Genomic DNA, 24,307 nt, shown 5'->3' on the forward strand with positions numbered 1-24,307 from the left:
CGTCAGCGGCGCGGCAGCACGCCCAGCAGCGTCGCGGTCAGCGCCTGCTTCAGGTAGTCCTTCGGGTCCAGGTGAAAGCGGGCCAGGTCGGGCTCGGCCTCGTAGGCCGCCCGCAGGCTGGGCGGCGGCGTGCTGTACGCCGACAGCGCGCCGGCCGTCAGCATGGTCTGCAGGCTGCAGAACGTCGCGTTCTCCCCCAGCTCCGGCAGGCACTTGCGGATCAGGGCGGCCATGGTGGTCAGCCGGTCCAGCGAGGCGCGCTTGTAGCGTGCGACGACCTCGACGGAGACGTTGTGCTCCAGGACGCTGCCCTGCGCGCCGAACAGCTCGCACAGCACGGGCCGGCCGGACAGCGACCGGCTGAGGATCTCGGCCACCGCCGTCCCGCGCTCGGCCATGGGCAGTTTCTCGTCGACGCCGGCGGCCAGCTCGTCCGCGAGCTCCGTCAGCCACTCGAGCAGGAAGCGGTCCAGCAGCTCCAGCAGCACCGCCTCGCGCGACTCGAAATAGCGCAGCACGTTCGGCTTCGCCAGGCCGACGCGGCGGCTCAGCTCGTTGAGGGTCACCGCGGCCACCGGCATCTCGTCCAGCATCGCCGACGCCATGTCCAGGATCGCCCGGCGGCGGATCTCCCGCTGCTCCTCGGTGCGTGCCCGCTGAAACGTCATGACCACCACCCTAACTTACGTACCCCCGGTACGTTGACAACGTACTGGCAGTACTTTAATGTCGTCCCTGCAAGATACCTTCGGTACTTAAGAGCAAGGGGCAGGACATGACCGAGAAGTGGACGACGGCGACCATCCCCGGCCAGCACGGCCGGGTGGCCGTGGTGACCGGCGCCAACACCGGACTGGGCTTCGAGACCGCCAAGGCGCTCGCCGAGCGCGGCGCGTCGGTGGTGCTCGCCGTGCGCAACGTCGAGAAAGGCCGGCAGGCAGCGGCCCGCATGACCGGCGACGTGACCGTGCAGGCGCTCGACCTGACCTCGCTCGACTCGGTCCGCACCGCGGCGGCGGCGCTGCGCTCCCGCTACGAGCGCATCGACCTGCTCATCAACAACGCCGGCGTCATGTACACCCCGAAGCAGACCACCCGCGACGGCTACGAGATGCAGTTCGGCACCAACCACCTCGGCCACTTCGCGCTCACCGGGCTGCTGCTCGACCGGCTCCTGCCGGTGCCCGGCTCGCGCGTGGTGACCGTCAGCAGCACCGGCCACCGCATCCGCGCCGCGATCCACTTCGACGACCTGCACTGGCAGCGCTCGTACAGCCGGGCCGGCGCCTACGGGCAGTCCAAGCTGGCCAACCTGATGTTCACCTACGAGCTGCAGCGCCGCCTCGCCGTGCACGGCACCACCGTCGCGGTGGCCGCGCACCCGGGCCTGTCCAGCACCGAGCTGGTCCGCAACTCCCCCGCTGCCCTGCGGCTGCCGCTCACCGCGCTGGCGCCGCTGATCACCCAGACTCCCGCGATGGGCGCCCTGCCCACCCTGCGCGCCGCGACCGACCCCGCCGTGCTGGGCGGCCAGTACTACGGCCCCGGCGGCCGCTTCGAGATCAAGGGCCACCCCCGGCTGGTCACCTCGAGCGCCGGCTCGTACGAGGTCGCCGTCCAGCAACGGCTGTGGGCCGTCTCGGAGGACCTCACCGGCGTGACGTTCCCGTCCGCCGCCACCGCCGCGAAGGCCGCCCGATGACTTACAGCGTCGTCGAGCTCGTCGGCACCTCGCGGTCGAACTGAACAGGCAGTTCGCCGCCCGGCTCGCGGCGCTGCACCCGGCGGTCGACGTGGCGGCCGCCGACGCCACCCGGCCGCGCGAGGTCCTCGCCGAGCGCGGGCTCGGCCGGGCCGACGTCGTCATCAGCGGGCTGCCGTGGGCGGCGTTCGGCGAGAAGGCTCAACGCGACATCCTGGCCGAGGTGGTCGCTGTCCTGCCGCCCGCGGCGTTCACCACCTCGCGTACGCCCACGCCCGGTGGACGCCGCCGGCCCGGCGCCTGTTGCCGTGACGGCTCGCACGCCGGAGAGCGGCCGGAAGTCGGTTGACGGCCGGGCGACGCGTGGCGATGTTGTGCGGATGGACAGCGAGTCGATCGAGCGCTTCATGGCCGACGGGTTCGTCAAGGTGGAGCGGGCGGTACCCCCGGACGTCACGGCGGCCTGCGCCGAGCTGCTGTGGGAGCAGATCGAGGCGGTGCCGGGCGACCGGTCGACCTGGAGCCGGCCGGTGTACCGGGTGGGCGACATGGCGCAGGAACCGTTCCGGGCGGCGGCGAACACCCCGATGCTGCACGACGCGTTCGACGCGCTGGCCGGGCCCGGGCGGTGGAAGCCGCGCGGGTCGCTCGGCTCCTTCCCGCTGCGGTTCCCGCACGCCGAGGAGCCGGACGATGCGGGATGGCACATCGAGGGCAGCTATCAGCCGCCCGGCGAGTCCGGCTACCGGGTCAACGTGCACTCCACCGGCCGGGCGCTGCTCATGCTGTTCCTCTTCACCGATGTCGGCGACCGTGACGCGCCGACGCGGATCCGCGTGGGGTCCCACATGGACGTGCCGGCGGTCCTGGCCCCGTACGGCGAAAGCGGCACTCCGATGATGGCCGTGAGCGCGGAGGTGGCGGCGGCGTCGGAGCATCGACCCGTCGTGTTCGCCACGGGCCGGGCCGGTGACGTCTTCCTGTGCCACCCGTTCCTGGTGCACGCCGCCCAGCCGCACCACGGCGAACACCCCCGGTTCCTGGCGCAGCCACCCCTCGAGCCGAGCGACGAGTTGTGGCTCGGTCCGTACGTCCTGCGCGTGACCGACGCCGGGCCCCCGCCGATCGGCGCGACCATCCGAGCCGCCCTGCACGGCGCGTGACCCGGCAGGCGTGCCGTCCTCAGCCCGCGACGGACACCGAGTGGCGGGGTGGCTCGCGGTAGAGGGGATAGAGCGGCCCGACGATCTCGTCCGCCACCGCGTACGAGTACCAGGCGGGGCCGCCCAGCCGCTCCTCGGCCTCGGGCGTCAGCACCACGCGGGCGGTGTGCGTGCCGGACGGGCGCGGCTGCACCCGCACCAGGTCGAGCTCGCCGGCGAGCGCGTCGCGGACGCCGTGCTCGCCGATCCGGCCGTACGAGAGGATCTCCACCTCGAGGCCGGGCACGACGACCTTGGCCGCGACGACCCCGTCGATCTCGGTGCGGGCGACGAGCACGTCACGGTCGGCGGGCCACGGCGTCGCCGGACCGGCGATGTCCGCGTAGGCGACCGTGCGCGACTCGTCCGGCGCCGTGAGCGCGCTCAGCGTCTGCTGCGGCATCCGCGCCCAGGCGGTCATCGACTCGTACGCCCGCTGTTCGCCCCGCCCGATCTCGCCGAGACGGTCCCAGTACGCCGCGGGAGCGACCGCCCGCGCCGCCGCCGGATCGCCGAAGCAGAACGCCTTGCGGGAGCGCGAGTTGGCGTACTCGAGCAGGGCCTTGGTGAGGCTGACCTCGGCCGACGGGTGCGCCGCCTCGCCACCGGCGGTCACCCGGATGCCGGCGCCCGGCAGCGGGTCGACCCCCATCGCGTACGTCGAGACGACGCCCAGCTCCGTCGCCGCGTGCTTGAGCACCGGCCGCACACCGTGCGCCGCGAGCCGGTCGGCCAGTTCGCGCACCGGGGCCGGCAGCGTGCCGGGCGCGATCACCGGCGAGCGCCGGTCCAGGGCCCGGAAGCGCAGCCCGTTGGTGTGCCGCTGCAGCAGCTCGAGCAGCCCGTGGGTGACCGCGCGGTCGTCGTCCAGCCCGGCGCCGAGCCCGTTGGTGATCGGCGTGATCAGCCGGTGGGCGCCGCGCACCTCGCCGGGCTCGCTGGCCACGAAGTCCTCGGGCAGCCACACGCTCTCGCCGGTCGAGCGGCGGGTCACCGGCAGCCACACCAGCGGCATGGCCTCGTCGTACGGCGAGCCGGCCGGCAACCCCAGCGTGCGTGGATCGGTGACCCGGTCGCGCCCCTCGGCGGCGACCATCTCGGCGTACGACCCGGTCCGCCCGGCCGCGTGCCGCCGCGCCAGCCCGGCCGCGGTGAGCACGCCCTCGGCCAGCTCCCCCAGCCCGCTGACCTCGGCCGCCTCGGGCGTCGCCCCGTAGCCGTTGCCGTGGTGGCGAAACCGGCCGTCCACGGCGAGCGAGCAGCTGGTCACGGGGACGCCCAGCCGGTCCAGCGCCGAGATGCCGAAGTCGACCACCTCGCCGAAGCGGGACAGAACCGTGCGGTAGTGGCTGGTCACACCGGTGAGGGACACTGGGACACCCTACTCACGTCAGGAGATCCACCCGGTGCCGACCGAGCACAACCCGGAGACGAACTCCACCACGCTCAAGCGCATGATCCTCAGCCAGTCCGTCGAGGGCACGGCCATCCCGATGGTGCTGTTCGGCGACGACACCCTGGCGGCGGCCGGCGACGCGGCCGGCGGGTCCGAGGCGGTGGCGGGGGCGGCGGCCGGCCTGGGCATCGACCTCGACGCGCTGGCCCTGTTCTCGGTCGACGCCTACCGCCTGCAGTCGGCCCTGGGCGAGCGAATGGCGCCGCGCGACGAGGACGAGGGGGCGCGGTGACCCGCTGGACGCCCGGGCACAGCGCCGCGCTGACCCGCTCGCCGATCGTCGCCCTCAACTTCCACGAGATCGCCGCCGGCAACCGCGCGGCCGTGCGCAGGGCGCTGCGCCACGTCGCCGGGCTGGGGCCGCGGTTCGACCCCGACGAGCCCGCCGTGGCCGACGGCCCGCGGGTGTTCGTGGCGTTCTACGACGGGATGCGCGACGCCGCCCTGTTCGGGGCCGAGGAGTGCGCGGCCCTCGGCCTGCGGGCGTACTTCTTCCCGCTGTTCAAGCACTACGACCCGCAGCTGGCGAACGTGACCGACGACGAGTGGCGTCAGATCGCCGCCGCCCACGAGATCGGCTTCCACACCGCCGGGCACGCCACGGTCGCCGAGGTCACCGAGGTGAACGTGCGGCGCGAGGTGGTCGAGCCGATCGAGCGGATCGAGGCGATCACCGGCTACCGCCCACGGATCGGGGCGTGGAAGGGCGGCTCCCGCTTCGATCCGGGCCTGCTGGGCGACCGGACAGCGCGGGCGCTGGGGATCCGCCACCTGGTGTCGAACTGGTCGATCGAGCGGGTGCCGCCCGCGGCCTGAGGATCCCGGCGGCCAGCTCGGGCGTGGCGCCGCGGACGAAGGCGATCGCCTGGTCCACACCGGCGTCGTACGCCTCGTAGTGCCGGGCGCCCGCGGCGGTGGCGATGCCGACCGTCATGCGGCCGCCCCAGCGCTGGAACACCGACTGGCGCAGCGTCCAGCCGATGACCGCGCGGCGCTGCAACGCCACCGTGTGACGCTGGGTCGCGCCGCTGCGGACGACGAGGTACGGCCCGGCGATCGCGTGCCCCAGTGACCGGTACGCCACCACGGCCAGCGGAACGGTCACCGGCACCAGGGCGAGCGGCAGCGGCCACGCCCAGCCGGGAAGGGCGCCGCTGAGCACGAACAGCGCGACGACCGCCGAGGCCAGCGCCGGGCCCCAGAGCGCCCAGCCGATCCGCCGCCGGAGGGCCCCGCGGGGATGCCGGCGCAGCGCCGTCTCCAGGGGCCGGTGGTCGTCCGCCAGGATCCGCGCCGCCACGTCCCGGGCCTCGGGCAGGCGCACCCGCGGCAGCACGGACCCGGTGCCCGCCTCGCCGGCCGGCCGCAGCCCCGTGGTGATCACCTTGGTCTCGGCCAGGCCGTACCAGCGCCAGGCCAGCGGCTCGGTGAGCTGGACGCCGCGCAGCCGGCGGTCGTCGCGCTGCAGGGTCTGCGTGCTCAGCAGGCCGCGCCGGGTCACCAGGGCGGTCCGCGGCGGGGTGCCGGTGCGGACCAGCCGGAAGCCGGCGTTCTGCAGGACGAACGAGACCGCGGTGCCGGCGAAACCCGCGACGTACGCCACCAGGACGCCCACGGTGACGATCCCGGCCGGGCCCAGCGGCTGCCGGTCGAGCAGGTCGCGCCCGAGGTCGAGCAGGTCGATGCCGAACGGCCGCAGCGACCAGTACAGGGCGAACGGCGGTCCGGCCGCCGTGAGCGCGGCCCAGACGGTCACGGCGTTGAGCGGCACCCACCGCGGGTCCCACCGGGCGATGACCGTTTCCGCGGGCCCGGTGTCCGTGGCGGGCCGCGCGGCGGCGCCCGGCAGCAGTTCGCGGTGCAGCAGCTCGGCCTGCCGGTGGTCGAGCGCGTTGAGGTCGAACGACGAGTCCGCGTCGCCGGAGCCGACGTGGACCACCCGCAGGCCCAGGATGCGGTGGAGGAGCTTGGCCGTGCTGTCGACCGTGCGGATGCGGTCGCGGGCCACCGTACGGTGCTTGCGTTGCAGCAGCCCGCTGCGCATCTCGACGGCCCCGGGCGTGACGCGGTAGCGGGTGGTCAGCCAGCGCACGAGGCCGCCCGCCGCGCCGAGCAGCCCAGCGCAGGAGCCGGCGACCAGCACCCAGATCGGGCCGTCGTCGCCGAGCGTGAGGCCGAGAAAGCCGGGCACCAGCGAGCCGAGGATCCGCAACAGGTCGAGGTACACGGCCCGGATGCTCAGCCGGCGCCAGGGGTACGGGCCGGGGTCGCCGGCGCTCACGTCGCGTCCCCCGCGGTGGCCGCGGTGACCTCGCGCAGGCGGTCGACGGTGGCCCGCGCGACCGTCGCGTCCAGACCCTCGATCGAGATCTTGCCCTCGGACGATGCGGTGGTGACCCGGATGGTGGCCAGCCCGAGCAGGCCCTGCAGCGGCCCGATCTCGGTGTCGATGCTCTGGATCCGGCTGATCGGCACGATCTGCCAGGTGCGGGTGAACCACCCCTGCAGCGCGTAGACGGCGTCGTCGGTCGCCTCCCACCGGTGGACCAGGTAGCGCGCGGTGGGGGCGACGAACACCTCCACGGCCAGCAGCACAGCCAGCACGATCAGCACCGGGCCGAGCCACGGACGGGTCACCTCGGCGAACCGGAAGACGGCCCCCACCCCGCCCAGCACCACCGCGCTCCACGACACCGCCTGGGCCGTCTGCCAGACGATGAACCGCCGGTCCACCCGGTGCCGTGGCGGCCTGATCTCCCAGGCGGATTCACGTTGCGCAACCATGCAGTTCACGCTATCGACCCTGGTCCAGCGCCGATATCGACTTTGGTCTCGGTGCGAGCCCGGCCCGTTCTCTTTGGTCTATGCGGCCGGGCCCGCCGGCCGGGGGTGCGGGCGGGACGGTCGCGGCTCAGACCGCGGGGACCGCAACCGTCGCCGGGCGGGCCGTCGCCGGGATGCGGGCGGGCGCCGGCAGGAAGCGGCTGAGCTCGCCGGCCCGGACGGCGGCCAGGTGGGCCTCGTCCCGCAGGCTGCCGCGGGCACGGTGCGCCCGCTCGGCGTCCTGCCAGGCGGCCCGCTCGGCGGCGACGGCCTGCTCGTAGCGCCCGCGCAGCCACTCCGCCGACGCCCGCGCGATCACCACGTCCTGCTCGGCCGGGTGCAGCCGGGCGTCCCATCCGTCCCGGCCCGCGGCCGCGTCGGCCACCGCGGCGGCGGGCAGCTCACCCCGCTCGACGGCGGCCGCCAGCGCGCTGTGCAGGTAGCGCTCCCGGGACACGTACTCCTCGCCGGTCGGCACCCGGAACGCCGTGCCCCACGCCGCCACCGCGAGCGCCGAGCGCAGCCGGGCGTCGGCGTCCAGCCACGCCTGCCAGGCCGCGGTCAGCTCGTCGCCGGCCTGCTCCCACAGCTGGTGCCAGCGCTGCGCGCCCACGGCGGCACGGTCGGCGGCCACCCGCAGCTCGCCCGCGAACCGGGCCGCCTCGACGGCCTCGACGGCCAGGTCGCGGTGCTGCCCCGCGCGCCCGCGCAGCGTCGCGACCCACTCGCGGGCCGCCTGGCGCGGATGCCGCATCGCGGCCGGGTTGCCCAGCACCAGCACGGCGGGGAACGACAGCAGCATCAGCACCGCCCAGATGGTCACCGGGGCCGGGTCGGTCAGCAGCATTTCGGCAACAACGTTCATGTCGGCATCCATCCGGGAGCTCGCTCGCAGGCCGAACGAGACGGGGTTCGGGGAAGAGGTGTCGCCGGGAACGAGGCGGCCGGCGACCGCACGGGGGCGACCGGCCGGCCGAGCGGATCGGGGGCGGCTGGTCAGGCGGAAGCGGCAGGCGGCGCGCGGCACCCGCGGGCGCCCGCGGTGAACTGCGACGCGAGAACGGCGGCCCGGTCGGCGGGCCGCTCCACAGTGCTCGCCGGCGGCTCGGCGACCGGGCCCGCGGACGCGGGCTCGCTCACGACCGGCTCGGCGGCGCAGGAGACGGTGGCGCGCTGCGGCGGCGAAGCCGGCCGGTGGGGCGCCACGGCCAGGACCAGCAGGAGCAGGACAGGCAGGGAGCGCAACAGCACCCTGCGTAGCCCGCCCATCACCATGCGTCCACAGTAGCGAGCGGGCGAGGACCTTACCCGTACGCCACACCGGCCGAACCTGATCACCGGCCCACGGGTGATGTTGACGTCCCTATGGAGTGACCTGCGGGAGGACCAGGTGGGTGCGATCACGCGGTGGGTAGCTGACGGGTTGTCAGACCCCCCACCAAGGAGGCCACGTGATCACGCAGGAGCAGATCAACTCGCTGTACGGAAGCGACGTGTACGACCGCACCGGCGACAAGGTCGGCAGCATCGGAGCGGTGTGGAGCGACGCCGCCGGGCAGCCCGCCTGGGCCAGCGTGCGGACCGGCTGGTTCGGGCTGGGCGAGTCGCTGGTGCCGCTGCAGGGCGCCGACGTGCAGGGTGACCGGGTCGTCGTGCCGTTCGAGAAGGCGACCATCAAGGACGCCCCCGACGTCGACGCCGGCAAGGACGAGCCGCTGTCCGACGAAGAGGTGGCGCTGCTGTACGAGTACTACGGGATGAGCTGGGAGGACAGCTACCGCACCTACCGCGGCGCGACGGGGCAGGCGGCCCGCGGGGTCGACGACGCGATGACCCGTTCGGAGGAGCGGCTCACGGCCGGCACCGTGACCGAGGAGGCCGGCCGGGCGCGGCTGCGCAAGTACGTGGTGACCGAGCAGGAGCACGTCTCCGTGCCGGTGATGCGGGAGGAGGCGCGCATCGAGCGGGAGCCGATCACCGACGCGAACCGGGCCGCGGCGCTGGACGGCCCCGACATCACCGAGGCCGAGCACGAGATCGTGCTGCGCGCCGAGCGTCCGACGCTCGACACCGAGGTCGTGCCGGTGGAGCGCGTACGGCTCGGCACCGAGACGGTGACCGACGAGCAGACCGTCGCGGGTGAGGTGCGCAAGGAGCGCATCGAGGTGGACCTGCCCGACGAGGGCCGCCGCACCCTGGACTGAGAACGAGAGCCGCCCCGGTCGCCTGGCGACCGGGGCGGCTTGCTGCTCGCCAACGGCTACTGCGGGGCCGGGACCCACAGCAGCTGGTCGTCGACGACGGTGGTCTCCCCCGAGGTCACCGTGACAATGTCAGCCGTCTCGTAGTCGAGCTTCTGGTGCGCGTACTGCCGGCCGCCCGGGGCGGTGAAGCTCACCTTGTACCGGCCCGGCGCCAGCAGACCGCGGTAGTCGTAGGTCCCGTCCGCCAGCGTGTTGGTCTCGGCACTGGCGATGGTGTCCACGTTGATGATGCTGACGTACACGTTGCCGGCCGGCGCCCCCGCGGCGTCGGTGATCCGGCCGGAGATCCCGCCGAGCGCGATGGCCCGGTCGGTGACGCGGACGGTCTGCCCGGACGCCACGAAGAAGGTGGTGGCCTGCGACCGGTCGAAGGTGTGCGGGACGTACTGGCTCAGGGCGCCCACCGCGTAGCTGACCACGAAGGTCTGGTCGGGCTGGACCCGGATCCGGAAGGTGCCGTCGGCCGCGGTGACGCCGCCGTGCTCGGAAGCGTCGTTCACGTTCGTGATGTTCACGCTCGCGTTCGCGGCCGGCTTGCCGTCCGGGCCGAAGAACCGGCCGGCGATGACCCCGGCCGCGGTGACGACGCTGTTGGCGACCGTGGTGCGGCCGGCCCGCACCTGGTAGGTCCTGGCCTGCTCGGGGTCGGTGACGCGGCCCGGCGCCCATTCCGACCAGCCACCGAGGCCGACCCGGACCTTGTACGCGCCCGTCTTCAGCCCCTTGATCGTGAACCGGCCGCGGGCGTCGGCCTGCAGCTCCTGCACGGCGTCGCTGGACGGGTTGAGGTAGACCCCGATGGCGGCGTCCGGCACGACGGCCCCGCGGGTGTCGCGGACGACGCCGGAGATGCTGCCGGTCGGCTCGCCGGCGTGGGCGACCCCGGCCACGGACGTCGCGGCGGCGATCCCGGCCAGGGCGGCGGCCAGCACGGCCCGGCGGCGTACTCGTCTCATTTCCACTGTGCACTCCCCGTTGTTGTGTCGGTACGCCGAGACACTATGGATCTGTCGCGCCGGTCCGGGGAACGAGACCGATGGATGGCACGAAGCCGGTAATGACAGCGTCACGCTCGGCGCGGGCCGCCGAGCTTCCTCGAATTTGTTTTCGCTGCTCCTCGCGCGGATCCGGGCCGCGGCGAGCGCGACGGGATAGAGCAGAGCCCCGGTGCCGTGCTTAGATCACGCCCGTATTTCGGACTTCATCGAAGTTCGGAGTGCTGTCGTCGTTCGTCGAAGACACGGGGGAAACAGATGAACGTCACTGACCGATTGCCGTGTGCCGGCCCGGCGTCCGCCGCCGGAGCCCGGCACGCCGTCTGACAGCGGCCGTTTCCCACGCTTTCCGCGCGCGCCCGCGCCGTACGGCCCGGCGCGTGCTGCTCTGTCGTGCCCATCTCGAGGAATGGACTCGCTGTGGTGAAGAACGTGCCGCGGATCCGTGCGCTGCCGATGGCGGTGCTGACCGCGCTGGTCGCCGTCGCCGTACAGCCGGCGCCGCCGGCCTCCGCCGCCCCGCCCGCCCGACCGGCCGCCGTCGCGGCCACCGCCAAGGCGCTCCGGGACGCCGATCCGATCCCGATCCCCCCGTTGGTCACCGAGTCGTGGAACGGCTCGACGGGCGTCGACACCCTGGCCGAGCGGTGGCGCAAGGCCGTCGCGGACGTCGCCGCGCTGACCCCCGAGCCCGAGATCCGCGACGCTGCCCTGGCCGCGCTCGCCACCGGCGACCCGGCGGTCATCCAGAAGTTCGCGACGGTCGACAAACCCGCGCTGGACAAGCAGGTGGCCGCCCGCAAGAAGCAGGAGGCGGCCGACAACCTCGCCAAGGTCAAGGCGATGAAGGGCACCGGCGGCACCTACTTCAACGCCGAGGTCGACCGCGTCCTGGCCGGCACCGACAGCGACCGGGCGGCGTTCCTGGCGTACGGCGCGGACATCGCCCGCGAGCGCGACGCGCAGACCACCAGGACCGCGCAGGAGCGAGCCGCCACGCTGCGCGAGCGCGTCCGGCTGGTGGCCGCCGCGGCGCCCGCGGAGTCCAACGTCAAGCGCGCCGCCGAGGCCGCGCTGGCCGGCGACGACGCCGCGATCGCCGCGTTCCTCGCCACCGGCTATCTGACGGCGGCGAAGGCCGACGCGGCCGAGCGGGAGCAATACCTCAAGGACCTCGAGGCCCGCAACAAGGCGGCCGAGGAGCTCACCGACCTGGCGCAGCGGGCCAAGCGCGCGTCGGAGGCCCGCACCCGGCTGTTGCGGGCGCACGGCGAGGGTGTGCGCGCGTTGCAGCGAGCGGCGAACGCGATGGCAGGCGCGGCCAACGCGGCCCGGCACGCCCAGCGCGTGCTGGCGGGCGGCGGCACGGTCGCGGGCAAGGCCACCGAGCTGAACGCGGCCAAGACGCAGACCGCGAACAACCTCACCGCCGCCCGCAACGCTGCCGACCAGGCAGCGTCGGCGGCGGCGACCGCGACCACGGCGGCGGACGAGCTGATCGACACCGGCCTGGAGTACGGGGTCGAGTGGTCGCTGATCGCCCAGGGCATGAACGAAGCCGCCACCGCGGCGGTCGGCGCGACGCAGACCGCGGCGCACGCGATCGACGCGACGATCGCGACCAACAGCGCGCAGGGCGCGCAGGCGCAGGCCGAGGCGCACGCACAGCAGGCCGTCAAGTGGCGTCAGCACGCGGAGGAGCACGCCAGGTCCGCGGCGAAGCTGGCGGCGGCCGCGGCGAAGCAGGCGACGGCGGCGAAGACGGCGGCCGCCCGGGCGAAGAAGGCCCGCGAGCAGGCGCAGGCCGCCGAGGCCAAGGCGTGGGCGGGGGCCGAGAAGACCCGCCGGCACCGGCAGGAGGCGGAGGCGCAGGCGGCCGAGGCCAAGAAGCAGCGGCAGATCGCCGAGGCCGAACGCGCCGCCGCCGCGCAGCACCGCGCCGAGGCGGACCGGCAGGCCGCCATCGCCCGGTCCGAGCGGGCGAACGCCGAGGCGCAGGCGGCAGTCGCCGACAGCGCCCGCCGGGGTGCCGAGGCGGCCGACAGCGCCGCGGCCGGTGCCGCCCAGCGCGCCTGGGACCAGGAGGGCAAGGCCCGCACGGCGCGCGACGAGGCACAGGCCGCCGAGCGGGCGGAGCAGACCGCCAAGGCCAAGCAGGCCGCCATGCGGGCGGGTGTGGCCGCCGCGAGCAGCGACTCCGAGCGGCAGGAGGCCCAGCGGCAGGCCGACGAGGCCGACGCCCAGGCGGGGGTGGCGGGCACGGCGGCACGCGCGGCGCGTTCGTCGGCCAACGCCGCGACCGGCGCCGCGGCCAATGCCCGTGCCGCCGCGACGCAGGCGCAGCAGGCCGCCGAGCGCGCCTGGGCGGCGGCGGAGGCTGCGGCTGCTGCCGCGGCGGCCGCCGATGCCGCCGCGGACCGCGCCGAGGCGAGCGCCAGGGCCACCCACGCGGCCCGGGTGCGGGCCGACGCCAAGGCCGCGGTGGCCACCGCTCAGGAGGCCAGGTCCGCTCGTGCCGCCGACGCGGCGGTGCGGCTGGCCGAGCAGGCGGCCGAGGAGTCCGTACGGGCGCTCTGGGCCGCCAACCGCACGCAGGACGAGGCAGAGGCAGCCACCACGGAGGCCGTCGCGGCCGCCGCGCAGGCGGAGATCGCGGTCAGCGCGGCGAACGCGGCACGCCAGTCCGCCGCGGGCATCGCGGAACCCGCAAACACCGCGATCGGGCTGGTCAGCCCGTTCACCGGGGCCGACATCGACGCCGACTTCGTGAAGCTGGTCGCCGACCAGGCGAAGTCCATCGGCGCGGAGCAGGCCGCGGCCGCCGCCGCCCGCGCCGCGGAGGCGGTCGTCGCCGCGGAGCGGGCCGAGGACGCCGCCGATCTGGCCAACGCGCAGGTCAAGCCGGCCTTCACCGCGGCCGCGCAGGCCGCCCGGTCGGCGGCCGACGCCGCCACGTCGGCCGCCGAGGCCAAGAAGGCGGCCGCCCAGGCCGCCGCCGACGGAGCGGCCGCTCGCGCCGCCGCCGCCGGTGCGGCCCGCGCGGACGCGCAGGCCGAGGCGGACGCCCAAGCGGCTCGCCTGGCCGCCAACGAGGCGGCGAACGACGCGGCGATCGCCGGGAAGTCGGCCGAGGCCGCTCAGGGCGAGGCGGACGCGGCCAACCGGGCCGCCAGCGCGGCGGAGAGCGACGCCGCGGCCGCCCGGGGCGCGGCGGACCGGGCCGAGGCCGACGCCGCGGCCGCGCGGACGGCGGCGACCAGTGCACAGGGGCACGCCGACAGCGCGGCCACCGCGGCGCGCAACGCGCTGCAGGCGGCCGTGGAGGCGCAGCAGGCCGCCGAGCGCGCCGAGGAGGCCGAGCGCAAGCGGGACGCCGAGGCCATGGCCGACGCGATCGCGGGACCGCCCGGCCCGCCGGACGAGGACACGATGAAGTACCTCGATCCGGAGCAGCAGGCGGCGCTGACCGAGGCGCAGGCTCTCGCCGGGCAGAGCCTCATGGACTTCCTGCGGGACAACGCCTACGACCTGTTCATGGACCTGTCCGGGGTCGGTGACATCAAGTCCTGCGTCCTGGACGGCAACGTCGAGGCGTGCCTGTGGAGCCTGGTCAACCTGCTGCCGGCCAGCAAGATCCTCAACGCCACGTGGAAGCTCACGAAGCTGGCGCCGAAGCTTCTCAAGTTCCTCGACAAGGTCAAGGACGCCCGCAAGAAGCGGGACGAGCTCCAGGATCTCGCCAAGCGCAAGAAGGCGGCCTGCCCCTACGTGCCCAGCAGCTTCCGGCCCGGCACGCCGGTGCTGCTCGCCGACGGGAGCACCCGGGCGATCGACAAGCTGCGGGCCGGTGACCGGGTCCTCTCGACCGACCCGGTGACCGGCGCGACCGCGGGCAAGAAGGTCAGCCGCACCATCACCAGCGCCGGCGAGAAGAAGCTGGTCGACATCGTCGTGGACGTCGACGGCCCGCGCGGTGACCGCACCGGCACCGTCACGGCCACCGAGTCGCATCCGTTCTGGGTGCCGGCCCTCTCGCAGTGGGTCGACGCCGGGGACCTGTCACCGCAGCAGTGGCTCCGGACCGGCGCCGGCACCACCGTGGCGATCACCGCGGTCCGGCACCACAGGGCGAACCTGCGCGTTCACAACCTCACCGTCGACGGCTTCCACACGTACTACGTCGTCGCGGGTGGCCGGTCGCTGCTGGCCCACAACGCCAACTGCCCGCCCGACGACGTCGGCCTGCAGCACGCGCAGGACGCCAAGGGCAAGTTCAAGTACCCGGGCGCCATGACGGGCGCGTTGTTCATTCCGAACGGCGGCCTGTACCCGCTGTCGTCGGGCAAGCGCAACATCCACCCGGCGGCCGTGGGCAAGGCCGCGCCGGGCACCGTCAAGGGCTACGACCACCACCTGGAGGCGCAGAGCGCTGCGCTCATGCACGTGTGGATGAGCAACTGGAAGGTCGAGGACAAGAAGGCGACGCTGTTCATCACCGGCGACTACGTCTGTTCCGTCTGCGACAACAACCTGGCGGCGATGCTGCCGACCGGCGCGCAACTGACCGTCGTGTACCGGGACAAGAACGGCAAGGTGCAGCGGCCGACCTACACGGGCAGGTAGACCGCGGGGAACGGGCCCGGATCGGCTGATCCGGGCCCGTTCCTACTCCCCCGCCCGCTGCCAGTCGATCGCGCCCAGCTGGTCCAGATAGGACAGCCGGTGGGGGTCCGGCGAGGCCACGTGCACCTGGTAGTGCCCGGGCGGCCCGAAGTCCGGCACGACCTCGGCGACGATCAGATCGCCCAGGAAGTAGCGGTAGTCGTCCTCGGCCGGCCACCGCCACTGCGGGAAACCGATCTGCTCCAGGCCGTCCACCACGGCGGGCACCAGGCTCTCGGGCACGTGCGTGTGCCAGTACAGCCGCCGCGCGCCGTGGACCGCCTCCTGCACGGCGTGATGCGTCAGGAACTGCTCGAGGTCCTCCTCGTTGCGATGCCACTGTTCGTAGAGCTCGCCGTCGTACACCACGCCGGGTTCCTCGACGTCGAACGCCCACCGCCAGTCGCCGGTCGCGTCGGTCACGAAGACGGCTTTCCCGTCCTCCGCCCGGATGTCCTCCGGTGCCAGGAAACGCTTGACCCGCCCGCGCGGCTCGGCGAGGCCCGCGGTGAGCTCGTACCAGTGCCGGAGCGGCGCGGGAAGCCACTGCCCGGCGACCGGCATACGGAACTGCCCGGCATCACCGGCGCCGTACCACTGCAGGAGGAACTCGTCCGTGCGGATGCTCGACGGGTCGATCATCGGGAGATTGTCGCAGGAGCACCGGGCAGCCGCGGACCGAGGTCGCGGTCACCGCCGGCGGATCGGGGCGCGGCGCTACGACCGGCGGGGCGTGGAGGCGACCGTCTCCAACACCCCGGCGACCCGTACGCCCGACCCGGAGCTGCAGCGGGCTGAACGGGCTGCGGCACCGGGTCGAGGTGGTGGGCGGCACGCTCGCCGCGGGACCCGCGCCGGACGGCGGTTTCACCGTCCGCGCCGGCCTGACCGCGTTGGAGCACCTGGCGACGCTGCCCTCGCCCCCGCGGGTCGTCGCGCTCACCACGTTCGACCTGGACGAGTACGTCGTCCGGGCGTTGCAGTCCGGCGCCGTCGGCTTCCTGCTGAAGTCCACCCCGCCGGACGAGCTGGCCGACCTGGTGCGGGTGGCCGCGGCCGGGCACACGGTGCTGTCGCCGGTCGCCGCCCAGCGGCTGCTCGGCGACACCGCGGACCGCCGCGGCGCCCGCGACCGGGCCGGCCTGCGGCCCCGCAGCTGACCCGGCCCGCGCCCTCAAGTCCGGCCGCACGCGGCCGATGGGTCCCCCGCCGGAACCCGTTCCCGACGGGGACTCCGCAGCCGGACGGGAGCGCGATGACGACGAGGCAGGTGCGGTTCGTGGCGGCCGTCGCGGCTGTGCTGGCGTACTGCGTCGTCGTCCGGCTCGCACCACTGCCCGCCGCGGTCGGCGGCCGGGTGAGCCAGCTCGCCGTGGTGGCGGCGGCAGCCGTGGTCGGGGTGCTGTGGTGCCGGGCGGCGCGGTGGAGTACGGGCCGGCTGCGAGCCGGCGTCGGGATGCTCGGGACCGGCGTGCTGGCCTGGGCGCTGGCCGAGACGCTCTGGCTGGCGCACGGATGGTCGATCGACGGTGCGGACGTGCCGATCCCGGCGGCCGCCAACGCGCTGTTCGCCGTCACGATGATCGGCACCCCGGTCGCCACCGTGCTCATGGTGCGCCGCCCGACGGCCAGCCTGCGGACGCTGCTCGACGGCCTGCTGATCGGCACCTCGCTGCTGCTGGTGGTCTGGGCACTGGCGATCGGGCCGCAGTACCGCGCCGGCGCGACCGGCCTCGGGTCGATCGCGTACTCGGTGGCGGACGCGCTGATCGTCAGCGTCCTGGTGCTGGTGATCGGCGATGCCCGTCCGGCCGTGCGCCCGGCCCTGGAGGTGGCCGCCGTCGGCATGGTGATCATGTTCGCCGGCGACTCGAGCTACGCCTATCTGGTCGTCGACGGGCAGTACCGCTTCGGCGCGCTGCCGGATCTGCTGTGGTTCACGGCCTTCGTGGTGCTGGCCGCGGCGGTGCCCCGCAGGAGCACGCTCGCCGGCGAGGCGTCCATGACCGAACGCCAGAGCTCCCGTCACAACCTGCCGTACGTGCCCTTCTCGCTCGCCTTCGTGACCGCGGTGGCGGTGCCGATCGCCCAGCACCGCGTCGACCCCGCGCTGTACGGCTTCAGCCTCGCGCTGGCGCTGTTCGTCGTGATCCGGCAGCTGGTCACCATGACCGACAACCGGTCGCTGACCCGCAGGCTGTCGGCGGCCGTCGACGACCTGCGGTTCCGCGCCAACCACGACGCGCTGACCGGTCTGGCCAACCGGGCGCTGTTCGAGGACTCGCTGGAGGCGGCGCTCGGCGGGAAAGCCGGCGCCCGGGTGGGCGTGCTCTACGTCGACCTGGACGGCTTCAAGCCGATCAACGACGCGTACGGCCACGAGTGCGGCGACCGTGCGCTGGTGGCGGTGGCGGAACGTCTGCTGGCCACCGCCGCGCCCGGCGACGTGGTGGCCCGGCTGGGCGGCGACGAGTTCGCGATCCTGACCACGACCGGGCCGGACGGAGCGGTGCTGCTGGCCGGGGATGTGCTGGACGCCCTGCGCCCGCCGCTCGACCTGACCGGCCGTTCCGTCGCGGTGGGCGCGAGCATCGGCATCGCCGGCGGCGAGCCCGGCGCGTCCAGCCCGGGGCAGCTGCTGCGCGAGGCCGACGCCGCCATGTACGCCGCCAAGCGGGGCGGCCGCAACCGCGTGGTGGCCTTCGACGCGGCCCTCTGGCCGGACCCGGTCGGCAGCGGGGCATCCGCGGCTTAGTGCAGGTCGCGCACCGCGGTGGCGATCGTGTCCCACGAGCCGGGCGACGGCACGTGGCCTACGCCGGGCAGGATCGACAGCCGGGCGCCCGGGATGGCGGCCGCCGTCTCCCGCGAGGCGCGGGTGTGCAGCACCGGGTCGGCGTCGCCGCACATCACCAGCGCCGGCACGCGCATCCGCGACAGTCTCGGCCCGTGCCACCGCGCCCCCATCTGGCGGCGCTGCGCGGCGGTGTCCTGCATGCTGCGGATGCCGTGCTCCCGGTCGCGGGCGACGGCCGTACGGGCGAAGTCGTCGCCGCCGGGGTACCCCGCGATCCGGAACAGGGCGACGGCCCTCTCCTCGTCCGTGCCGTTCCGGCGCGTGCGCCGGAGCATCCTGAGCTGGGTGCTCCAGCGCAGGTAGCGCAGCACCACCCGGGCCAGGCCGGCGTCGCTGGAGCCGGCCGCGAAGCAGGTCACCGTGCGGACCCGGCCGGGGTGCCGCAGGGCGACCCGCTGGGCGACGACGCCGCCGAACGACAGTCCGAACACGTGCGCGGCCGCCAGGCCCAGATGGTCGGCCACGGCGATCACGTCGTCGGTCAGATCCTCGGCGGTGTACCCCCGCGGCACGCGGGTGGACTCGCCGGCGTCGCGCAGGTCGAGGACCGCGGGCCGGAAGCCGTTGCGCTGCAACGCGTCGAGCAGCCCCGGCGGCCACCAGAAGCGCGAGGCCGCCAGCCCCATCATCAGCAGGATCGGCTCACCGCCGGGCGGGCCGAGATCGTCGTACGCCACCCGGACCGCACCGTTGACCGCGAACACCACCCCATCGTGCCGCCGCCGGCCGCCTCGCACAGTCGCGTGCGCGACGCCCGCGGGGCGCGTCCTCAGCCGCGCACGAGCGCGTCGTACACCTCGGCGAACCGGGCGCGCCGCTGTGCGTAGTGCTCGACGTGGGCGGGCCGGGGCTCGTACGTCGCCCCGGTCGTGCGGGCAGCGCGGGGCACGTCGGGCGCCAGCACGCCGAGCGCGAGCAGGGCCGTGCCACGCTGGGTCGCGCGCCGCCGGGTGACGTGCGTGACGGGCCGCCCCAGCACGTCCGCGAGGACCTGCAGCCACTCCGGCTGGTCGTTGCTCACCCGCCCCGCCGCCGCGACCTCCACGATCCCCGGAGCGGCCGGGTGCAGCTCGTCGGCGACGCGGGCATAGGTGATGGCCACGCCCTCGACGATCCCGCGGAACAGGGTGTCGGCCTCCGTGGCCGCCGACACCCCGCCGAACACCGCGCGGGCGCCGCCGACCCAGCCGGGTGCGCGCTCCCCGGTCAGGTACGGCAGCACGAGCGGCGTGGCCTCGCTCGGCGGCGCGGTGAGGACGTCCGCGAGCTCCGGGCTGAGGCGCAGCGTGTTCTGCGCCCAGCTCACTGCGCGACCGACATCGTTGATCGCCCCGCCGAGCAGCGTCTGCCCCGCGCCGACCCGGTAGTTCCACAACCCGAACGGCAGCGGGTCCGCCGGGCCGTCCAGCAGCACCCGCAGCGCGCCGCTGGTGGCCGTCGCCGCGGTGAGCACCGTGGCGTCGGTGGCGCCCGACCCGATGTTGCTGGCGAAGCCGTCGGTGATGACCGGGAACCAGGCGGCCCGGGCGAGGGCGGGCCAGCGGGCCGGGGCTGCCGCGGGGGCCGGCTCGCTCATGTCCCGCGGCGGGGAGAGCTGCTCGGCGCCGATGCCCGCGGCGGTGAGCAGCTCGGCGTCGAGCTCGCCGGTGCGGCGGTCGAGCAGGCCGGTCCACGCCACCGTGGACGTCCCGGCGAGCGGCTGCCCGATGAGCCGCGCCCAGACGTACTCCCCCAGCGACCACCACTTCGCGGCCCCGGCGACGACGCCCGGCTGCGCGGTGGCGAGCCAGCGCAGGCGCGGGGCGTGGTAGCTGGTGTGCAGGCGGGTGCCGGTGCGCTGCTGCACCGCGTGCTCGTCGAGCTCCGCGCGCAGCGCCGTGACCTCGCCGGCGCTGCGGGAGTCGGCGTACGTCAGGCACGGGGTCAGCGCGCGCCCGGCCGCGTCGACCCCGATCAGCGAGGCGGCGAAGGTGTCCATCGCGACGCCCGCGATGCGCGTGCCCAGCCGCGGGTCGCCGGTCACCGCGTCGAGGACCTGCTCGACCTCCGCGGTCACCTGATCGGGGTCGATGACCGAGGTGCCGTCGGGCGCGACCGTGAACGCGTGCGGCACCTTGTGCTGCAGGCCGTGCACCCGCCGGCCGGACGCGTCGTGCACGCCGCCGCGGGTCGCGGTGGACCCGATGTCGAGCGCGAGGACCAGCGGGTCCAGCGCCGCGTCGAGCGTGACGTCGTCGGTGGAAGTCATCGCCGTCCTCGTCGTCGGTGGCAGGGGCCGGACGACCCTGATCAACCCTAGCCGTCGCGGTGACTAGTGATGCTGCCACCGGACGGCCGCGATCGCGACCAGGACGTAGGCCACGCCGAGCGCCAAGCCGCCCCTCGGCCGGCCACCCAGCCGCCCCCACCCCTCGTACGCCAGGGCACCGCCCGCCACCAGCACGACCAGAGTCTGCCACCAGCCGTCGGGCAGGCCGGTCAGCACGGCGGCCGGCGCGGCGGCGAAGCCGAGCAACGACACCGCGCCGAGCGCCCGTTCGCGCGGACCGGGCGGGCGGCTCGGCGCCTCGACCTTCTCGGGGCGTCGCCAGGGCGTCCGCAGAGGCGCCTCGGGCAGCAGGACGGCGGAGTCCGTGACCAGCAGGACCCAGCCGCCGTCGCGCAGGTCACCGGCCACCGTCACGGTCTGCGGCTCGTCTGCGGCCGCCCACCCGTCGGTCCAGTCCACGTCCTCGCCGGTCAGGAGCGGCCTCGGCAGCCGCGTCGGGGTAGCGGCCACCGGCACCAGCGCCATGCCCGCCTCGAGGACCGCGCGACGCTGGTCGTCCGGCACGGCGGTCACCTCCACGGCGGGCAGCGGCCCGCTCAGCAGCCGCCGGCGCGCCGACCGCATCCGCTGCTCCCGGGCCAGCAGCAGGACGGCCAGGCCGAGCGCGCCCAGCCCGCCGCCGAGCCACGGCGTCACGTCCTCGGGCTCGGCGACCGGGCGCACCCAGGAGCCGTCCACCAGCACCGGCACGACCTGACCCACCTCGTACGAGCCGACGACGTCCAGCCGCACCGGCCGCGGCGCCTCCACGACGATCACATCGTCGGCGTCGTCGGCACTCCGGACGACGGCGTCCGTGCGGACCGCCGCGGACTCGTGCCGCGTCACCTGATCGGTCCGATGGCCGTACCAGGCCAGGCCGGCCGTCCCGGCGATCAGCAGCAGGACCGCGGCCACCGTGCGCGCTCCCCACCCCGGGAACGTGTCCCGCAGCCGCTCGGCGAGCGCCGCCTCCAGGCGTACCGTCCCGGCCACCTCCGCGACGACCGCCGCCTGCCGGCGCCGCGCCGCGACCGACCAGGCCGCCACGGCCAGGCAGAGCAGCCCGTGCAGCGCGAAGGCCACGTTCGCCGCCCGTACGTCGTCGAAGACCAGATCGAGAACGGCGAAGACGACTCCCGCCGCGCAGCCGGCCAGGGGCAGCCACCACAACAGCACCGGCGTGGCCAGCAGGACCACGGCCGCCACCGCGAACGACACGTCCGGCCCGCACACGGCCGGCTCTTGCGGCGTGCAGGAGCTCGTATCCCCCGCCACCGCCACCAGGACGGCGACCGCCCACCCGAGAACCAGCACGCCTCGAGGCACCCACCACGGCACCGCCGCGGCGCTCCACCGGCCCATCCGCGCCCCGTCCAGCGCCGGCGCGCCGGGACGGGTCACCGGCTCTCCCGCGCGCTCTCCCGCGCGGTGAAGATCATGTGCGTCACGAGCAGAGCATAGGTCTGCTCACCCACCGCAAGCCGCACTCCGGCGCTGCGCCGCTCGGGGCCCCACGGTCGATCGGCGAGGTGGCATGCTGGCCGTCTGCTCGTCCGGGTGGATCGGCGCGGGGGTGACGTGGTGACGGTTCTGCGAGTCCGCGGTTTCGCTCTTCCCGAGGGCGAACCGATCGACCTGTATGCCGACGGCGACCGGTGGACCCGGGACCCGGTGGCCGGCGCCGAGCTCGTCGCCGAGGGGTGGATCCTGCCCGGGCTGGTCGACGCGCACACCCATCCCGGGGCCGAGCGGCCGGGCCTGCCCCTGGACGCGGACGTGCTGCGCGAGGACCTCCGGGCGCACCTGGACGCCGGGGTCACGCTCATCCGTGCGCCCGGTCTCGCCGGCGACCCGCCGGAGTGGTTCGGCCGGGCGGACGACAGCCCGCGCGCCTTCCACGCCGGCCCGTGGATCGCCCAGCACGGGCAGTTCATGCAGGGATGGGGCCGGCGCCCCGGTCTCGCCGAGCTGCCCGCCGTCGCGGCCGAGCAGGCCGCCCGTACGGGATGGGCCAAGGTGGTGGTCGACTGGCTGCCGGACGACGCCGTGATGCCGGTCGACGTGCTGCGGGAGGCCGTCGACCGGGTGCACGCGGTCGGCGGCCGCCTCGCGGTGCACACCCAGCACGGCGCGGGCGGGTCGGTCGCCGTCGAGGCCGGGGTGGACTCCGTGGAGCACGGCATGGGCCTGGACTTCGACCTGTTGCCGCGCATGGCCGAGCGGGGCATCGCGCTGACGCCGACCCTGTCGGTCATCACCGCCTCGCTGGCGAAGACCCTCGCCGATCCGGAGGACGTACGCAGAAGCTGGTACGTGCCCGGCGCGAGCGCCCACGCCCGCCTCACCGCCGCCGCCGTCGAGGCCGGGGTCACCGTGCTGGCCGGCACCGACTCCCGCCCGCACGGCGGCATCGCCGCCGAGGTCCGCGCGCTGGCCACCGCCGGCGTCCCCCCGCACGAGGCCCTCGCCGCGGCCTCCTGGTCCGCCCGGTCCTACCTCGGGCTGCCCGGCCTGGTCGACGGCGCCGTCGCGGACGCGGTCGTGTACGCCACCGACCCGCGCGCCGACCTCGGTCAGCTCGACAGGCCCCGGGCCGTCATCGTCCGCGGCAGACGCGTCCGCTGAGCCTCCCCCTGCCGCAACCGGGCGTGATGGCGCTGACAGCCGCCCACATTCACCAAGCTGACTGCACTCCCCATCCGGCCAGAGCGCCTGCGCCCTCACCGTCACCCGACGCATCCTGTCGACCGACTTAGCGACTGCCCACTCAGCCGATCGGGTGTCGCCGCAGCAGCCAGCGCAGTGTGTTGCGTACGCTGTGCCGAAGTGGCAGCCCTCGCGGGCTCCGTCCGACCTCTGGTCAATACTTTGTGGCTGGTTCGGTGCCGACGACCGGACGAGCCTTCTCTACACGAGACCAGACGGAACACGAGCGAGCACATAGCGGTACCTACACAGCACGTGGTCAGAGCGACACAAGACTTCTGCCCAGTCGGAGCAGGAGCGGACATGATCAGGGCGGCGGGCGAGCCCTTCCACCTTCATCGTTGAAAGATGACGTGCATTGATGTAGAGGGGTGCGGCTGGTCAGTAGCCGGCACCCCGCTGCATTGCCAGATCCGCCAAGAATCCCGATGGGTCGCTCGACGGATCGCGCCGGCGTCATGGCCGGGCAGTACACCTCGTGCCTGGCCTGTGGAGCGAGCCCCTTGGCCGCGCCGCAGGTTCCAACCTCAGGTGCGCAGGCCCTCGGAGGAAGAACGAGCTCGCCGTCGGCCGAATCGCCGACCTCACCCAGTACGCCATAGGCTGGCGAACCCGATCCGGATTCCGTCAGTGGAAGATGTCAACGAGTTCGCACGTCACGCTACTTGAACCGCGGAGGACGTACAGGCGAGCGAAGCTGCACGGATGCGCCGACGATTCGACTCCGCCCGCCCTCCGCGGACGGCTAGGTTTGCAGTCTGTGAGTCCTGGAACTGTGGTGCTCTACGGGGACGTCTTCACCGCGTACAGCCAGATCTATGTCAACCGGGCGGACGGCTCGGACCTCGGCGCCTACCTCGGCGGGCCCGACAGCACGGGGATGATCGGCGCGGTCGGCAACGGGGCGGTCCTGGGCACCAGCCTGCACACCGGATACGTCCTGCTGACGGTGACCATGGACCCACGGGACCCGGGCGCGGCTTCGGGCGACTTCGAGGACGTCACCGAGATCAGCATGACGACCGAGGACGAGCGGTTCATGCTGTTCTGCTGGGGCGGCGAGGAGACCCACGACCTCTCCCCGCTCCCCGCCGGCGCGGCGACCTACCGGCTGCGCTACCACGCGCGGGGCATGGACCGCGCGTCGGACAGCGCCGGCCGCGGCATCGACGACCCGCCGCTCGACGAATACCTCCTGCAGATCTGGCCGGCCCCGTACGAGCCGCCCGCCTTTCCCAAGGTGACCAGCCGCTCGGCGCAGGCGCAGCGAAGGACGTGGCGGCGTTAGCGTGCGATTCGCGGAGCCGGCGACGGTGTCGGAGCACGACC

21 protein-coding genes and 1 pseudogene are annotated in these 24,307 nt (G+C 74.5%); 11 read left to right on the top strand and 11 right to left on the bottom strand.

Going from position 1 to position 24,307, the window contains the following annotated elements:
- Nucleotides 1-2 precede the first annotated feature (2 nt).
- Nucleotides 3-668 (bottom strand): TetR/AcrR family transcriptional regulator, encoded by a 666-nt coding sequence (locus tag ACSNN8_RS31540; RefSeq protein ID WP_436653618.1) that lies wholly within the window; start codon nt 666-668, stop codon nt 3-5.
- Between the two features lie 107 nt (nt 669-775).
- Between ACSNN8_RS31540 and ACSNN8_RS31545 the strand changes: the two genes are divergently transcribed.
- The 3 genes from ACSNN8_RS31545 (at nt 776) to ACSNN8_RS31555 (ending at nt 2,865) form a co-directional block, all read left to right on the top strand.
- Complete coding sequence (locus ACSNN8_RS31545) at nt 776-1,702, top strand: SDR family NAD(P)-dependent oxidoreductase (RefSeq protein ID WP_436653619.1); 927 nt, start codon at nt 776-778, stop codon at nt 1,700-1,702.
- Nucleotides 1,703-1,793: 91 nt separating this feature from the next.
- Entirely contained in the window at nt 1,794-2,051 is a 258-nt protein-coding gene (locus tag ACSNN8_RS31550) for a hypothetical protein (protein ID WP_436653620.1), read from the top strand.
- Nucleotides 2,052-2,082: 31 nt separating this feature from the next.
- Nucleotides 2,083-2,865: a phytanoyl-CoA dioxygenase family protein gene (locus ACSNN8_RS31555; protein WP_436653621.1), complete on the top strand. Its 783-nt coding sequence runs from the start codon at nt 2,083-2,085 to the stop codon at nt 2,863-2,865.
- A 19-nt stretch (nt 2,866-2,884) separates the two neighbouring features.
- On the opposite strand, the gene ACSNN8_RS31560 is transcribed toward ACSNN8_RS31555, so the two are convergent.
- Nucleotides 2,885-4,276, bottom strand: coding sequence for a YcaO-like family protein (locus ACSNN8_RS31560; RefSeq protein ID WP_436653622.1), 1,392 nt, complete (start codon nt 4,274-4,276; stop codon nt 2,885-2,887).
- A 34-nt stretch (nt 4,277-4,310) separates the two neighbouring features.
- Here ACSNN8_RS31560 and ACSNN8_RS31565 point away from each other — a divergent pair, with 34 nt between their 5' ends.
- Together ACSNN8_RS31565 and ACSNN8_RS31570 are read left to right on the top strand one after the other, a co-directional pair.
- Nucleotides 4,311-4,592 (top strand): hypothetical protein, encoded by a 282-nt coding sequence (locus ACSNN8_RS31565; RefSeq protein ID WP_436653623.1) that lies wholly within the window; start codon nt 4,311-4,313, stop codon nt 4,590-4,592.
- 197 nt (nt 4,593-4,789) lie between these two features.
- Nucleotides 4,790-5,014: pseudogene (locus ACSNN8_RS31570) on the top strand (hypothetical protein); the annotation flags it as partial.
- Nucleotides 5,015-5,030: 16 nt separating this feature from the next.
- Here ACSNN8_RS31570 and ACSNN8_RS31575 read toward each other — a convergent pair.
- From ACSNN8_RS31575 to ACSNN8_RS31590, 4 genes are all read right to left on the bottom strand, one after another.
- The gene (locus tag ACSNN8_RS31575; RefSeq protein WP_436653624.1) at nt 5,031-6,641 is read right to left on the bottom strand and encodes a PH domain-containing protein; all 1,611 of its coding nucleotides are present in this window, start codon (nt 6,639-6,641) and stop codon (nt 5,031-5,033) included.
- Nucleotides 6,638-7,144, bottom strand: coding sequence for a PH domain-containing protein (locus tag ACSNN8_RS31580; protein ID WP_436653625.1), 507 nt, complete (start codon nt 7,142-7,144; stop codon nt 6,638-6,640). The genes ACSNN8_RS31575 and ACSNN8_RS31580 overlap by 4 nt, the downstream gene beginning before the upstream one ends.
- 127 nt (nt 7,145-7,271) lie before the next feature.
- Complete coding sequence (locus tag ACSNN8_RS31585; RefSeq protein ID WP_436653626.1) at nt 7,272-8,048, bottom strand: hypothetical protein; 777 nt, start codon at nt 8,046-8,048, stop codon at nt 7,272-7,274.
- Between the two features lie 131 nt (nt 8,049-8,179).
- Complete coding sequence (locus ACSNN8_RS31590) at nt 8,180-8,458, bottom strand: hypothetical protein (RefSeq protein WP_436653627.1); 279 nt, start codon at nt 8,456-8,458, stop codon at nt 8,180-8,182.
- Nucleotides 8,459-8,634: 176 nt separating this feature from the next.
- On the opposite strand from ACSNN8_RS31590, the gene ACSNN8_RS31595 reads away from it, so the two are divergent.
- Nucleotides 8,635-9,387: a DUF2382 domain-containing protein gene (locus ACSNN8_RS31595; protein WP_436653628.1), complete on the top strand. Its 753-nt coding sequence runs from the start codon at nt 8,635-8,637 to the stop codon at nt 9,385-9,387.
- A gap of 56 nt (nt 9,388-9,443) precedes the next feature.
- On the opposite strand, the gene ACSNN8_RS31600 is transcribed toward ACSNN8_RS31595, so the two are convergent.
- A complete protein-coding gene (locus ACSNN8_RS31600; protein WP_436655472.1) occupies nt 9,444-10,403 on the bottom strand; it encodes a carboxypeptidase-like regulatory domain-containing protein in 960 nt (319 codons plus the stop codon).
- Between the two features lie 471 nt (nt 10,404-10,874).
- Between ACSNN8_RS31600 and ACSNN8_RS31605 the strand changes: the two genes are divergently transcribed.
- Nucleotides 10,875-15,065, top strand: a complete 4,191-nt coding sequence (locus tag ACSNN8_RS31605; RefSeq protein WP_436653629.1) for a polymorphic toxin-type HINT domain-containing protein — start codon at nt 10,875-10,877, stop codon at nt 15,063-15,065.
- A 42-nt stretch (nt 15,066-15,107) separates the two neighbouring features.
- Here ACSNN8_RS31605 and ACSNN8_RS31610 read toward each other — a convergent pair whose 3' ends face one another.
- On the bottom strand, nt 15,108-15,746 hold the full coding sequence (locus tag ACSNN8_RS31610; RefSeq protein ID WP_436653630.1) for a hypothetical protein: 639 nt from the start codon (nt 15,744-15,746) through the stop codon (nt 15,108-15,110).
- A 182-nt stretch (nt 15,747-15,928) separates the two neighbouring features.
- Here ACSNN8_RS31610 and ACSNN8_RS31615 point away from each other — a divergent pair, with 182 nt between their 5' ends.
- Together ACSNN8_RS31615 and ACSNN8_RS31620 are read left to right on the top strand one after the other, a co-directional pair.
- The gene (locus ACSNN8_RS31615; RefSeq protein WP_436653631.1) at nt 15,929-16,264 is read left to right on the top strand and encodes a response regulator; all 336 of its coding nucleotides are present in this window, start codon (nt 15,929-15,931) and stop codon (nt 16,262-16,264) included.
- A 95-nt stretch (nt 16,265-16,359) separates the two neighbouring features.
- Nucleotides 16,360-17,859, top strand: coding sequence for a diguanylate cyclase domain-containing protein (locus ACSNN8_RS31620; RefSeq protein ID WP_436653632.1), 1,500 nt, complete (start codon nt 16,360-16,362; stop codon nt 17,857-17,859).
- Here ACSNN8_RS31620 and ACSNN8_RS31625 read toward each other — a convergent pair.
- The 3 genes from ACSNN8_RS31625 to ACSNN8_RS31635 all read right to left on the bottom strand — a co-directional run bounded on the left by ACSNN8_RS31625 (nt 17,856) and on the right by ACSNN8_RS31635 (nt 21,673).
- Nucleotides 17,856-18,665 carry an alpha/beta fold hydrolase gene (locus tag ACSNN8_RS31625; protein ID WP_436653633.1) on the bottom strand — a complete coding sequence of 270 codons (810 nt, stop codon included), beginning with the start codon at nt 18,663-18,665 and terminating at the stop codon, nt 17,856-17,858. The genes ACSNN8_RS31620 and ACSNN8_RS31625 overlap by 4 nt on opposite strands.
- A 65-nt stretch (nt 18,666-18,730) precedes the next feature.
- The gene (locus ACSNN8_RS31630; protein ID WP_436653634.1) at nt 18,731-20,209 is read right to left on the bottom strand and encodes a gluconokinase; all 1,479 of its coding nucleotides are present in this window, start codon (nt 20,207-20,209) and stop codon (nt 18,731-18,733) included.
- 63 nt (nt 20,210-20,272) lie between these two features.
- Nucleotides 20,273-21,673 carry a hypothetical protein gene (locus ACSNN8_RS31635; RefSeq protein WP_436653635.1) on the bottom strand — a complete coding sequence of 467 codons (1,401 nt, stop codon included), beginning with the start codon at nt 21,671-21,673 and terminating at the stop codon, nt 20,273-20,275.
- Nucleotides 21,674-21,853: 180 nt separating this feature from the next.
- Here ACSNN8_RS31635 and ACSNN8_RS31640 point away from each other — a divergent pair, with 180 nt between their 5' ends.
- Nucleotides 21,854-22,897, top strand: a complete 1,044-nt coding sequence (locus ACSNN8_RS31640) for an amidohydrolase family protein (protein ID WP_436653636.1) — start codon at nt 21,854-21,856, stop codon at nt 22,895-22,897.
- 841 nt (nt 22,898-23,738) lie between these two features.
- The gene (locus ACSNN8_RS31645) at nt 23,739-24,266 is read left to right on the top strand and encodes a hypothetical protein (protein WP_436653637.1); all 528 of its coding nucleotides are present in this window, start codon (nt 23,739-23,741) and stop codon (nt 24,264-24,266) included.
- Nucleotides 24,267-24,307: the final 41 nt, after the last annotated feature.

Source organism: Actinoplanes sp. URMC 104 (genome assembly GCF_051386375.1).
GTDB lineage: Bacteria > Actinomycetota > Actinomycetes > Mycobacteriales > Micromonosporaceae > Actinoplanes.